Here is an 11977-nt window from a genome sequence, read left to right as displayed (position 1 = left end):
GACGTCTTTTATCCCGATTCTATTTACTTAATACTTTTCTTCAACGCTTCAAGATTGGCTTTCATCACTGAAATGTAATCTTCACCTTGATCTTGCTCTTTTTGGGTAATACTTTCCAACGGATTAAGAACCGCTAATTCTACATTTGTTTCTCGAGCTAATGTTTCAGCAACTTTAGATGAAGCAGATGTTTCAAAATAGATTACTGAGACATTATGTTCCTTGATGTATTTTTTCAACTCTGCCAAACGGCTTGGTGACGGTTCTTGATCGGGCGAAATTCCCGCAATCGATTCTTGTGTTAAACCATATTGTTTCGCTAGGTAACCAAACGCAGCATGTTGTGTTACAAATGTTTTGTTTTTAGCATTCGTAAATGCTTCTGTATATTCCGTATCTAAGTCTTTTAATTTTTCAATATAAGCTGCAGCATTCTTCTCAAATGTTTCTTTTTTATCTGGGTATTTTTTGACTAATGCATCACGAATTGCTTCAACTTCTTTTTGTGCTAAAACGGGGTCAAGCCACACATGTGGATCTAATTCGTGGTCATGGTCATGTTCTTCTTCACCATCATGATCATGTTCATGAGCCGAACCCGCCATTAAATCGATTGAACCTGCGGCTTCTACAACAGCAACTTTTTTCTCATCCACGTTTTCTAAAACATCTTTGACCCACGTCTCTAATTCATGACTATTGTACACAAACACATCTGCATCTGTAATTTTGGCAATATCTTTGGCACTTGGCTCATAGTCATGCGGCTCTGTTCCTGCTGGAATCAATAACTGAACATCCCCAGCGTCACCGACAACATTTTTGGCAAAATCATACATTGGGTAAAAGGTCGTCACGACTTTTATTGTATCACTTTTCCCAGACTTGTCTTGCTCTTTTGTTTGCCCACACGCAGTTAGTGTAAACATCATTGCCATTAAAAGAAATCCTACAATATATTTCCAGCTGTTTTTTCTCATCTCTTTTATCCCCATTTCGATTTATCTTATTCAAATCGTAATATTTACGATTTACTAGCAAGAACTAATTTACCAGATGGATAAGAGAACGTCAAGGGAAAAGAGAAAAAATTTACTACTATGTGAGAAACGGTCTGAAATCAGAAAAAATGATGATTGGAACGATGTATTTTCAAAAACAAATGTATGTTTTTTTTATCATTAGTAACAACTAAAAAAACCACTCAGCGGAGTGGTTTTTTAATCGTACTCAAACTCTAAATTTTTTTATTTTAACGTCCGCACAATATAGACTTCATCACAAAATCCTTTTAAGCCATTATAAATCCGTTGTGCTCGTGTGTTCTTCTCACATAAAGCAAAAACAGTTGGGCCACTGCCGCTCATAAGCGCTGCATCTGCTCCGTATTTCATCATCCGATCTTTGATTTGTTGGATCACTGGATGACGCTGGATGGTCACACCTTCTAACGCATTGCCGATTTTTTCAGTCATTAACTGATAATCATCTGTTTCAATAGCTTGCTTTAAACCGTGAATATCGGGATGCTGAATGCTATTGAAAGATAAACTGCCAAAAATCGAACTGGTAGAAACACTCATCTTAGGTTTTACTAAGACTACCCAACACTGAGGCATTGATGGTAAAAAATCGATTTTTTCTCCACGACCTGTGACAAAAGCCGTTCCACCATGAATACAATAAGGAACATCGGAACCAATCTTACTACCTAGTTCCGCAAGCTCTTCCAAAGATAAACCTAAGTTCCATAAACGATTCAATCCTCGTAACGCTGCTGCACAATCACTACTGCCACCAGCTAAACCAGCTGCGACAGGAATTCTTTTTTCTATATAAATTCTAACTCCTTGCGTAATATCAAATGTATTCTTCAGCAATTCCGCTGCTTGATACACATGATTTCTTCTATCTACAGGTAAAAAGGAGCTGTCTGTTTCAATTACTACTTCATCTTTCGGCAATAACTCAAAGGTCAGCCGATCTGCTAAATCTACACTAGCCATGATCATCTCTAATTCATGATAACCATCCTGTCGTTTATAGAGAGCATCCAACCCCAAATTGATTTTTGCGGGCGCTTTTTCTATGATTTCCATTCTTTTCACCTATCTAATCCCAATACCTGACCAACTTCACAATCTTTTAAATTCTAACATATGTTGTTGAATAAGTATAGATTATATAAAAAACAGCACAATTTTTCATATAATTTAGGAGACCCGAAATTAGTCATTTTAGGAAAGGTTTTTGGATAAAAATGAGCTCTATTTTTAATCTGACTATAAAAAAACAAGCGTTATTCAAATGTACTTTTATGAGGGAACGGTATTTTTACTTAATATACAGAAAAATAATGACATTTTTGAACAAATGAATCTAAAAATTCGCGTTATAATCTTTTTATTCTCATGACGGTGAGAATAAAATATAAACTATTTGATTAATAGGAGGAATAAGTATGAAAAAAAATGTTTTAGGTGTTACCTTAGCTGCATCGATCATTCTGAGTGGATTAGGAATTTTCACTTCTCAAGATGCATCAGCTCATGGTTATATCTCAAATCCACCTTCAAGAGCTTATTACGGAGTACTTGAAAAAAACACGATTGGGTATCAAGCAGCACAACAAAAATATGGTGCAGTTATAAATGAACCGCAAAGCTTAGAAACTGGAAAAGGTTTTTCAAAAGATTTTGGTGTCAACTTATTTCCATGGGAAACAGGTGCCTCAGGAAATGGCCCTGCTGATGGAAAAATTGTTTCTGCAAATGATGCACTGGGCAGCCAGCTTAGCGTTCAAAAAGATAATTATTGGAAGATGAATGACATAAATCCTGGTAAATTAAACATTACCTGGCATTATACGGCAACTCACGCAACAAGCCGTTGGACTTATTACATCACAAAAAATGGCTGGAATCCAAATAGCCCTATTAAACGTAGTGATCTTCAGCTGATTTCAAATGTCCCATTTACTGGAGCACAAGCAAATACTAATTTAACACATACTGTGGATATTCCAGCAGACCACAAAGGATACCATGTTATTTTAGGTGTTTGGGATGTCAGCAACACGGGGGCTGCTTTCTATCAAGCAGTTGATGTGAATATCAAAAACGGAGCTGAAACAACACCTCCGAAACCTGAAAAAGCACCTACTATTCCAACAAATGTGGCAGCAGCTGACATAACAACGACATCTACAAAATTAACATGGACAAAAGTAGACAACGCGCAAGAATATAATGTTTATAGAAACAATAATAAAATCGCTACTACCTCAGCAAATATGATTACTGACGAACAGCTAAAAGAAAATACAACCTACACTTACCAAGTTGAAGCAGTAGGTACAACTGGACTTTTATCTGAAAAATCTAGTCCAGTAACTGTACTAACTAAATCTGCTGAACAAAAAGATACTCAGAATCCAACAGCACCTACAGGTATTCACTCGATGGAAACAACGACATCATCTGTCGACTTAATGTGGACCAAATCTGATCACTTTTTAGGTGTCAAAAATTACGAAGTGTTCCGTGACGGCAAAAAAATCATAACTACTGGTGATACACATTTCAAAGATACAGGACTAAAAGCTGATACAACTTATAACTATACAGTTAAAGCGTATAGTCTAGGCGGAAATGCTTCAGAACTTAGTAAAGCATTCACTGTTAAAACAAAAAAAGAAGAAGTTATATCTGAAAATACAACTTGGGAGAAAACAAAAGTTTACAATTCAGGTGATGTTGTTTTATACAATGGGTTAAAATATCAAGCAAAATGGTGGACTCAAAATGAGAAACCTGAAGAATCAGATGCTTGGAAAGCACTATTTACTAACGCTGTAGAGTGGAATTCTAAAAAAGCTTATACTGCAGGTGAGCGTGTTACCTTTAAAGGCAAAACATACAAAGCAAAATGGTGGACCAAAGGAACCCAACCATCAACTTCCAATGTTTGGGAATTAGTTTAATAAAGCGATTCAAAATTCTATGACTAAAAAAGCTGAGCTAAAAGTGTATACACTTTTAGCTCAGCTTTTAACTATCTTAATGGTATAGATAGTTAAACAATTTCACTTCTATTTTTGATAATCTTATTCACAATGCCATATTCAAGCGCTTCTTCAGCACTCAGCCAATAATCTCTTGCTGTATCATTTTTTACTTGTTCGATATCTTTACCCGTTTCTTTAGCAATCAATTGATTGATTTTTTCTCTTGTCCGGATAATTTCTTTCGCTGTGATTTCCATGTCACTCGATTGGCCTTGTGCGCCACCTGATGGTTCATGGATCATAAAGCGAGTATTCGGTAAACAGTAACGACGCTCTTTTTCACTGGATAAGTAGATAAGTGCTCCTGCGCTGACGACCCAACCAGAACCAATAATATTCACTTTAGGTTCAATAAAATTGATCATATCAAATATTAAATAGCCAGAATCAACATGCCCTCCATTACTACTTATAAACAAATTGATTGGTTCATTATTAATTGATTCTAGTAACAGCATTGTGTACATACTTCTTTTGCCATTTGTTCGTTGATTTCACTTGAAATGATGATCGTTCTAGTACCCATCATTTTTTCAGTTACTAAATCTGGTTGATTTTGTCCTTGTTTGACCTTTTCTTATTCACCCATTATATAGCCTCTTTTTCAAGTCACGATACATCTTACGCTTACGACAGTTCTTGGGTCACTTATACATAAAATTTTATATCGATGAGCATGGATTTATTTTTCCACTATAGTTAATGATGTACTAAACGATTAATATGGAGGGAAAATATGAAAACAACAAACAGCGGTACTTTGAGTGGTATTTTAGCATACATTATCTGGGGAATCCTCCCTTTGTATTGGAAAATGGTAAAAAATGTTGATTCTAAAGAGCTTCTCGCTTATCGAATCATCTTCTCCTGTATCCTTCTCATTGGATCAATACTAATACTGGGGAAGAGCAAAGAAGTCATTCAAGAAACGAAAACCCTATTTAAAAGTAAAAGCAAGCTCGCTTATCTACTTTTGGGGGTTGGTTTGATTTCAGTTAACTGGTTACTATTCATTACAACTGTAAATTCTGGCAATACTCTAGATGCCAGTTTAGGCTACTATATCAACCCAATTCTTAGCGTGACTCTAGGCATCTATCTATTAAAAGAAAAAGCCACAAACTTTACTTTGATTGCGGCTGGATTTGGTACGATAGGCGTTATCATATTGTCAATTTACGCAGGCAGCGTCCCACTAAATGCATTATTGATTGCTGGAACTTTTAGTTTTTACGGACTAACAAAGAAAAAAACAACGATTTCCTCACTAACTAGTTTATTTTGGGAGACACTGTTACTTAGTCCATTCGCTTTATATTATTTGTATTTTTACTCAGAAAAAAGTTATTTTATTTACCCTTTTTCCGAACAACTTTTATTGATAATGTCTGGATTATTGACTGTAATTCCGCTATTTCTTTTCTCGATTGCAAATAAAAATAGTCACTTTATCACATTAGGATTTATTCAGTATATCGGACCTTCAATCATGTTATTTCTAGCAGTCTTTATTTTTGGAGAGCAATTTTTACCTATTCAGCTTTTAGGATTTGCCTTTATCTGGATCGGTATCGGAATTTATTTATGGTCTTCTATGAATCGATGGCGCAAAAACGCTCTTCAAAATAAAACAATCTAAAGAGAGCTTCTATCACACAAGTGTTAGGTTATTCAAGAAATTCTTGAAATCTAAAATTTTTGCCCAAATGCTTATCTGTTGTTGTATATTCCCTAAATTTATAAATAAGAGGATGCCACTTTCCCACATCTATATGGGTTTCGTCTGATAAAATGGCTTCTGGCACATAAATTGCTTTTACTTTTGTTTCAATGATGGCATAATTTTTTCGCACATACCCTCAGTAACATAAGTTTCTATTTGAATGAAACATTCTGCAATGTTTAAAGTCGGCTCACTGCCAATCGTTAAGATGAACTGATCGGCGTTATATCATCATGACTAGTCTCTTTGTTTTTGGTCGTCATTAAAACTACAGGAAAACCATAATAAAACGAATTTTTGTCGAGCTGTTTATACATACTTGTCACCTCTTCTTGTAAGATGTAAATAGTATATAATAGGAATGGATCGATCTATATCGAAATAAATAGCAAAAGTTTTTATAACTTTAATAGAGGAGGATAATAATGCATGGATTTCCTGATATCAGCCAAATCACAAAAATGTTAAGTGATGAATCACGTATTCAAATCGTTACTATTTTAATGGATAAACGCTATCATACAGTTCATGAGCTAGCCGAATTGGTTCATATCAAAGATCATACAGCCTCTTATCATTTAAAAAAAATGTCTGAACTAGGTTGGGTTGTTTCTTATAAACAAGGACGGCATGTCTATTATTGTTTGTCTAATGACGAGATTGCTGAATTGATGGAACAGCTAATGAATCTTAGTCCGATAAAACCAATTGCTTCTTACAATAAGAGCTCAGAATATAAACAGCTAAAAGCTGGGCGAAGTTGTTATAATCATCTTGCTGGTGAATTGGGCGTCCAATTTTTTGATCAGCTGTGCCTGATGCAGTTTCTTATTTTAGAAAATGACCAGCTATCTCTTACTCGTTCAGGAGAAGTATTTTTTGCTGAATTGGCTATTAATGTACACGATTTAAAAAGGAAACCTGGGGTATTCGTTAAACCCTGTCTTGATTGGACAGAACGAAGATTTCATTTAGCGGGAAACTTGGGAGCGGCATTTTTTTATGAATGCATTGCCCGTGGTTGGCTGATTAAACATCCTCAAAATCGGAGTGTTACGTTAAGCGATAGAGGCGTCAAATGGTTTCAATCGTTCATTTCTTTAAGCGATAACACCTCAGTTATAGAATAAAAAAGTAGAGCTAAAGCATTTTGCTTTGGCTCTACTTTCAATCTCAATAATTTTTAGACTGCTTCACTGACAAATTCAATCTCTACTGTGCGTGTTAGCACATCAGAATAACTATAAGAAACTCGTTCAAATGAGTTTTCATCTGGATCTAAATCTACAACGAAGACAGATGGATACGTTTCTGTCAAAATACCGTTACGTTCAGTTTGACGCTTTCTGCCGGTCTGAGCAACTAATGTGATTTTGCTGCCGATACGACATTCTAGATCTTTTTTAATGGAAGCTAAAGTTGTTGGCATTGCATTCACCTCGAAGCTCATTCTATCACATATCAACAAAAATAACAAGTTTACCATAGCAGAAAATGAAATGCAACTAATTATAATGTATAAATGAATAATTATTTAATGTGAAAAATGACAAAATCCTCATTTAATCATAAATAATTGCCCTTAGTTTCTTTTTTGCACGATCATAGGCACTTCTAACCGTAATTTCGCGATTATCTGTATCTTTGGCAATATCTTCCAACTCTCTGCCATTCATGTATTTTTCAAATGTCGTTCGCTCAAAAGGTGACAAAATGGTGGGCAGTTGCTCTAGCTTTTCCCTTATGATCATCTGTTCTAACGCATTTGTCTCTTCCACTCCTATGTAGTCGAAAAATGCCTCTCCCTGTTTTTCTATTTTTTGATCTAACGAAATGGACTGTGTATCGATCGTCCGCTTAAGTGCGCATTGCTTTCTAACCAAACTGCGAATGTGATTTTCAAAGTTTGATTTAAAGAATTTCCCAATAGAAACATTGTGCACTTCTTCGTATTTTTCCAGTGAACGATGAAAAATAATCCGACCTTCCTGTAACCAATCTTCTCGATCAAAATCCTTTAAGTAGTACTTTTTTTGAAACTTGTACACAACAGGGTGATATTTCCGATATAGATGGTCAAAAACTGCTGTGTCTCCCTTTAAAACCTCTTCATACTTGTTCATCAACAACATTCTCCTTTCAAGCATTCTACCAAAATGCTTGAAAAAATCGTAACATTATTTTGTGAACAAACAGAACAAATTAGTCAATTAATCTTTCTTTTTGGACAATTCGTCCAATTTATCGGACAATTTTGACAATTGTTCTATATTCCACGGAGAATTTCGTCGAAAATCTTGAAAATGGATATCCGTTGCATGAATTGCAATCGTTCGCTCCGTTTTCTGAACATTTTTATACAACTCATTCGCTGATGCCCGTAACGCGCCTTTCGAAAAAACCAACCATTGTTCTGCCAAATCACTCGTTGCTACAGTGACTTGGGTCAATCGATCATTTTTTTCTCCTGCAATCCGTTCAATATAACTATCCGCTGTTTCTTCTTCTTTAGTGAAGACTACTGTTAAATGATACTTTTTGTATGTTTGCTGGATTCCCGGAACTAGCTGCGCATCAAAAACAACAATTACTTCTAACCCCTCATATTTCGCATAATTAGATAAGCGCTGCAGTAGAACTTCTCTGGCATCCTCAAGTTTATTTTGATTCTTTAATTGAACCAATTCAGGCCAAGATCCGATCATATTATAACCATCAACGATCAGTAACTGTTTTTTCATTTTGCTATGTCACCTTCTTTTTTATAAGAGATCGAGAAAAAAGCTTACTTCACGTATCTTCTGCTTTTTTCTCGCCATTTATCTAACTATTAAAGAGGATTTCGTCCACGATAGACTTCATACATTAATAAACCTGCTGCGACACCAGCATTTAAACTTTGAACATGTCCGCTCATTGGAATCGTCAGTAATTCATCCACTTCTTTATGCAATCCTTGGCTCATGCCACGACCTTCGTTGCCGATGATCAAGGCAATCGCACCTTGAGTATTCCATTGACGATAATCTGTGCCTTTCATATCTGTACCGAAAATCCAAAAATTATTTTCTTTAAGCGTGGCAATACTTTGGGCTAGATTCGTTACCCGAGCAACTGGAATATATTCGACTGCTCCAGTTGATGCTTTAGTCACAACTGGGGTAATTCCTACAGCACGGTGCTTGGGAATAATGATACCATCTACACCTGTTGCATCTGCTGTTCTCATAATAGAACCAAAATTATGAGGATCTTCTAGACTATCTAAAATCAAGAAAAATGGCGTCTCTGTCTTTTCTTTCGTACGATCGAGTAATTCATCCAACGTTAAGTATTCATAGGCTGTAATCGCCAATACGATCCCCTGATGTACACCATGATTTGTCATTGTATCTAATTTTTGTTTTGGTACCCATTTAACTGGAACAGCATTTTCCTTTGCTAGCAATTTTAGGTGTTCAACTTTCTCACTCTTACTGTCTTCTTGTAGAAATAATTTATTTCCTCGGCCTTGCTGGATCGCCTCTATAGTTGCATGGTTCCCAAAAACAAAATTATCTTCAATCTCTTCTTGTGAGACTTCACGCTCTTTTCTTACAGGTTCTTTTTTAAATGGCTGACTTTTTTGCGGTTTATTTCCCTTAAAAGGACGTTTTTTATCATTTCTCATTCTTTTCACCTACTTTTTTTATGCACCAATCGATCAATTCTTCTAAGCGGTCGGTTTGTTTCGTTAAATGTAGATAGCCCATCAATGATTCAAATCCGGTCGCAATGCGATAAGTTGTGATGTCAGCATTTTTAGCAGATGTGTGGCTTTTCGCATTACGGCCTCGTTTATACATTAACTCTTCATTTTCTGAAAGTAATTGTTCTTCTAACATTTCTTGGATCAAATAGGCTTGAGCCTTAGCTGATACATAGTGCGTTGCCATACGGTGTAAGATATTTGGTTTGGTTTGTCCTTGTTCAACTAAGTAGTCACGGATATAAATCTCGTAAATCGCATCTCCTACATAAGCCAAAGCTAAACCATTTAATTGAGTATAATCTCTCATTCACTTCTTCTCCATCTAGTTCCTTGGGCGGTGTCTTCCAAGGTTATTCCTTTGTCTTTTAATAAGTCACGGATCTCATCACTACGGGCAAAATCACGGTTTGCACGTGCTTGATTACGTTCTTCTATTAACTGGTCGATATCATCATCCAATAGCTCTTCTGACAAAAAGAAAATACCAAAAACGCTTAACCATTGTGTGAATTGTTCTACTGATTTTTCAATTACTATAGCTGATACAGCTTCTTGCTCACTATATTGATTCAGCCACTTAGCCATTTCGTAAACCACTGTGATGCCATTTGCTGCATTAAAATCATCATCCATTTCAGTCGTGAAACGTGTTTCTAAATCAGCTAATTCTTTTAGCTTTTGGTTATCTTCTTCAAGTTTTGCCACTGCATCAGCTTTTCTAAAGGACAAGTTTTCAAATGCATTTTTTAATTTTTGTAAATTGACGCCAGCTTCTTTCATCGTTGTTTCACTATAACGAATTGGGCGGCGATATTGTGTTGTTGCCATGAAAAAACGCAGTACTTGAGGATCGACTTGTTTCACTAGTTCATGAACTGTGACAAAGTTTCCTAGTGATTTACTCATTTTTTCATCGTCTTCGCCAATTGTTACAAAACCATTATGCATCCAGTAATTAGCGAATGTTTGGCCTGTTTTCGCTTCACTTTGGGCAATTTCATTTTCATGATGAGGAAATTCTAAATCTTGACCGCCACCATGGATATCAATTGTATCACCTAAATGTTTAGTTGCCATAACAGAACACTCAATATGCCAGCCAGGACGTCCCGCTCCCCATGGAGAATCCCAAGAAATCTCACCTTCTTTAGCCCCTTTCCATAAGGCAAAATCTAGCGGATCTTCTTTTAGTTCTTTTTCTACACCCGTACGTTGGCTTGCGCCGACTTCTAATTCATCAATTGATTGGTGACTTAGTTTTCCGTACCCTTCAAATTTACGAGTTCGATAATAAACATCCCCTTGTGATTCATAAGCATATCCTTTGTCGATCAATACTTGAATAAAGGTTAAAATATCCGGCATATGATCCATTACCCGAGGATGTAATGTCGCTGGTTTAACATTCAAAATATTGGTATCTTCTTCAAACGCATGGATAAAACGATCCGCAACTTCTGGCGCTGTGATGCCTAATTCTTTAGCCGCTCGAATGATTTTATCATCAACATCAGTAAAATTTGATACATAATTCACTTCATACCCACGGTATTCTAAGTAACGTCTGATTGTATCAAAAGCCATTGAGCTGCGGGCATTACCGATGTGAATATAATTATAAACAGTTGGTCCGCAGACATACATTCGGACTTTTCCTTCTTCGATTGGCTGAAATACTTCTTTTTCTCTCGTTAATGTATTATAAATTTGAATCATACGCTTCCTCCAATTTCTCTCCTTTGATTCTAACAACTTTTGCTGGTATTCCTACAGCTGTCGCGTCATTAGGAATATCTTTTAAAACAACAGCAGCTGCTCCGATTTTTGCCCGTTCACCAATTGTGACAGGCCCCAATATTTGCGCATGTGCATGGATCATCGCACCTTTTTTGACAGTTGGATGACGTTTTCCTGTATGCTTGCCTGTTCCGCCTAAAGTGACACCATGAAATAACACGACATCCTCTTCGATTTCTGCTGTTTGACCAATCACAAGCCCCATACCATGATCGATAAAAACACCAGGAGCAATAGTAGCACCGGGATGAATCTCAATACCTGTCAAAAATCGCCAAAATTGTGCATGGATCTTTGCTATTAAAAACAAGCGATGGCGGTATAAAAAATGAGAAAAACGATGCCAAAACAAGGCATGCACCCCTGGATATGTCAGCAATACTTCCAATGTTGAACGTGCTGCTGGATCATTGATTTTGACTGCCCTAACAGCTCTGTTTAACCAACCCATATTCTCACTCCTTTCATTTAATCTTAAACACAAAAGTGTAGCAGGCTCGCTGGATAATAAAAATAAATAAGCGTCTTTTAAACGAAATAACTCCGTTCAAAAGACGCTTATGCGTGGTTCCACTTTTCTTTACAGGTTTCCCTGCCTCAAAACAGATAACGGTTGTTGGCCGTTTTCAGCTACGTATCG

The 11977-nt window shown here is 36.3% G+C and carries 14 protein-coding genes and 1 other annotated feature (1 of these 15 cut by a window edge); of the genes, 3 read left to right on the top strand and 11 right to left on the bottom strand.

Going from position 1 to position 11977, the window contains the following annotated elements:
- Nucleotides 1–23: 23 nt before the first annotated feature.
- Together AC4BB5_RS00585 and ispE are read right to left on the bottom strand one after the other, a co-directional pair.
- The gene (locus AC4BB5_RS00585; protein ID WP_490457525.1) at nucleotides 24–980 is read right to left on the bottom strand and encodes a metal ABC transporter substrate-binding protein; all 957 of its coding nucleotides are present in this window, start codon (nucleotides 978–980) and stop codon (nucleotides 24–26) included.
- A 267-nt stretch (nucleotides 981–1247) separates the two neighbouring features.
- Nucleotides 1248–2099 carry a 4-(cytidine 5'-diphospho)-2-C-methyl-D-erythritol kinase gene (ispE, locus tag AC4BB5_RS00580; RefSeq protein ID WP_490457524.1) on the bottom strand — a complete coding sequence of 284 codons (852 nt, stop codon included), beginning with the start codon at nucleotides 2097–2099 and terminating at the stop codon, nucleotides 1248–1250.
- A 362-nt stretch (nucleotides 2100–2461) separates the two neighbouring features.
- Here ispE and AC4BB5_RS00575 point away from each other — a divergent pair, with 362 nt between their 5' ends.
- Nucleotides 2462–3982 carry a lytic polysaccharide monooxygenase gene (locus tag AC4BB5_RS00575; RefSeq protein WP_490457523.1) on the top strand — a complete coding sequence of 507 codons (1521 nt, stop codon included), beginning with the start codon at nucleotides 2462–2464 and terminating at the stop codon, nucleotides 3980–3982.
- 92 nt (nucleotides 3983–4074) lie between these two features.
- Here the strand turns inward: AC4BB5_RS00575 and AC4BB5_RS00570 are convergent, their stop codons facing one another.
- The gene (locus tag AC4BB5_RS00570; protein ID WP_490457522.1) at nucleotides 4075–4524 is read right to left on the bottom strand and encodes an ATP-dependent Clp protease proteolytic subunit; all 450 of its coding nucleotides are present in this window, start codon (nucleotides 4522–4524) and stop codon (nucleotides 4075–4077) included.
- Between the two features lie 278 nt (nucleotides 4525–4802).
- On the opposite strand from AC4BB5_RS00570, the gene rarD reads away from it, so the two are divergent.
- Nucleotides 4803–5705, top strand: a complete 903-nt coding sequence (gene rarD / locus AC4BB5_RS00565) for an EamA family transporter RarD (protein ID WP_490457521.1) — start codon at nucleotides 4803–4805, stop codon at nucleotides 5703–5705.
- A 28-nt stretch (nucleotides 5706–5733) separates the two neighbouring features.
- On the opposite strand, the gene AC4BB5_RS00560 is transcribed toward rarD, so the two are convergent.
- A complete protein-coding gene (locus AC4BB5_RS00560; protein ID WP_490457520.1) occupies nucleotides 5734–5919 on the bottom strand; it encodes a hypothetical protein in 186 nt (61 codons plus the stop codon).
- Nucleotides 5920–6214: 295 nt separating this feature from the next.
- On the opposite strand from AC4BB5_RS00560, the gene AC4BB5_RS00555 reads away from it, so the two are divergent.
- Complete coding sequence (locus AC4BB5_RS00555) at nucleotides 6215–6919, top strand: ArsR/SmtB family transcription factor (protein WP_490457519.1); 705 nt, start codon at nucleotides 6215–6217, stop codon at nucleotides 6917–6919.
- 53 nt (nucleotides 6920–6972) lie between these two features.
- Here AC4BB5_RS00555 and AC4BB5_RS00550 read toward each other — a convergent pair whose 3' ends face one another.
- The 7 genes from AC4BB5_RS00550 to epsC form a co-directional block, all read right to left on the bottom strand.
- Nucleotides 6973–7218, bottom strand: a complete 246-nt coding sequence (locus AC4BB5_RS00550) for a Veg family protein (protein ID WP_010761984.1) — start codon at nucleotides 7216–7218, stop codon at nucleotides 6973–6975.
- 133 nt (nucleotides 7219–7351) lie between these two features.
- Complete coding sequence (locus tag AC4BB5_RS00545) at nucleotides 7352–7912, bottom strand: sigma-70 family RNA polymerase sigma factor (RefSeq protein WP_490457518.1); 561 nt, start codon at nucleotides 7910–7912, stop codon at nucleotides 7352–7354.
- Between the two features lie 87 nt (nucleotides 7913–7999).
- On the bottom strand, nucleotides 8000–8530 hold the full coding sequence (locus tag AC4BB5_RS00540) for an NYN domain-containing protein (protein ID WP_490457517.1): 531 nt from the start codon (nucleotides 8528–8530) through the stop codon (nucleotides 8000–8002).
- A gap of 89 nt (nucleotides 8531–8619) precedes the next feature.
- Nucleotides 8620–9459: a 23S rRNA (guanosine(2251)-2'-O)-methyltransferase RlmB gene (gene rlmB, locus AC4BB5_RS00535; RefSeq protein ID WP_490457516.1), complete on the bottom strand. Its 840-nt coding sequence runs from the start codon at nucleotides 9457–9459 to the stop codon at nucleotides 8620–8622.
- A complete protein-coding gene (locus AC4BB5_RS00530; RefSeq protein WP_490457515.1) occupies nucleotides 9449–9847 on the bottom strand; it encodes a Mini-ribonuclease 3 in 399 nt (132 codons plus the stop codon). Before AC4BB5_RS00530 ends, rlmB begins: the two co-directional genes overlap by 11 nt.
- A complete protein-coding gene (gene cysS, locus AC4BB5_RS00525; RefSeq protein ID WP_490457514.1) occupies nucleotides 9844–11256 on the bottom strand; it encodes a cysteine--tRNA ligase in 1413 nt (470 codons plus the stop codon). Before cysS ends, AC4BB5_RS00530 begins: the two co-directional genes overlap by 4 nt.
- Complete coding sequence (epsC, locus tag AC4BB5_RS00520; RefSeq protein ID WP_490457513.1) at nucleotides 11240–11788, bottom strand: serine O-acetyltransferase EpsC; 549 nt, start codon at nucleotides 11786–11788, stop codon at nucleotides 11240–11242. The genes cysS and epsC overlap by 17 nt, the downstream gene beginning before the upstream one ends.
- 96 nt (nucleotides 11789–11884) lie before the next feature.
- Nucleotides 11885–11977 (bottom strand) — a binding site (T-box leader) (it continues 108 nt past the right edge of the window).

The sequence above is a fragment of the Enterococcus sp. AMC1252 genome (assembly GCF_058216515.1).
Note: the sequence above shows the minus strand (reverse complement) of the source record. Positions and strands in the feature narration are given on the sequence as shown.

Excerpts from the sequence above, each read along its gene's own strand:
- AC4BB5_RS00555 (WP_490457519.1), top strand. The coding sequence starts at position 6,215 with ATGCATGGATTTCCTGATATCAGCCAAATCACAAAAATGTTAAGTGAT.
- AC4BB5_RS00585 (WP_490457525.1), bottom strand. The coding sequence starts at position 980 with ATGAGAAAAAACAGCTGGAAATATATTGTAGGATTTCTTTTAATGGCA.
- cysS (WP_490457514.1), bottom strand. The coding sequence starts at position 11,256 with ATGATTCAAATTTATAATACATTAACGAGAGAAAAAGAAGTATTTCAG.
- AC4BB5_RS00540 (WP_490457517.1), bottom strand. The coding sequence starts at position 8,530 with ATGAAAAAACAGTTACTGATCGTTGATGGTTATAATATGATCGGATCT.
- rarD (WP_490457521.1), top strand. The coding sequence starts at position 4,803 with ATGAAAACAACAAACAGCGGTACTTTGAGTGGTATTTTAGCATACATT.
- epsC (WP_490457513.1), bottom strand. The coding sequence starts at position 11,788 with ATGGGTTGGTTAAACAGAGCTGTTAGGGCAGTCAAAATCAATGATCCA.
- ispE (WP_490457524.1), bottom strand. The coding sequence starts at position 2,099 with ATGGAAATCATAGAAAAAGCGCCCGCAAAAATCAATTTGGGGTTGGAT.
- AC4BB5_RS00530 (WP_490457515.1), bottom strand. The coding sequence starts at position 9,847 with ATGAGAGATTATACTCAATTAAATGGTTTAGCTTTGGCTTATGTAGGA.
- AC4BB5_RS00575 (WP_490457523.1), top strand. The coding sequence starts at position 2,462 with ATGAAAAAAAATGTTTTAGGTGTTACCTTAGCTGCATCGATCATTCTG.
- AC4BB5_RS00570 (WP_490457522.1), bottom strand. The coding sequence starts at position 4,524 with ATGCTGTTACTAGAATCAATTAATAATGAACCAATCAATTTGTTTATA.
- rlmB (WP_490457516.1), bottom strand. The coding sequence starts at position 9,459 with ATGAGAAATGATAAAAAACGTCCTTTTAAGGGAAATAAACCGCAAAAA.
- AC4BB5_RS00550 (WP_010761984.1), bottom strand. The coding sequence starts at position 7,218 with ATGCCAACAACTTTAGCTTCCATTAAAAAAGATCTAGAATGTCGTATC.
- AC4BB5_RS00545 (WP_490457518.1), bottom strand. The coding sequence starts at position 7,912 with ATGAACAAGTATGAAGAGGTTTTAAAGGGAGACACAGCAGTTTTTGAC.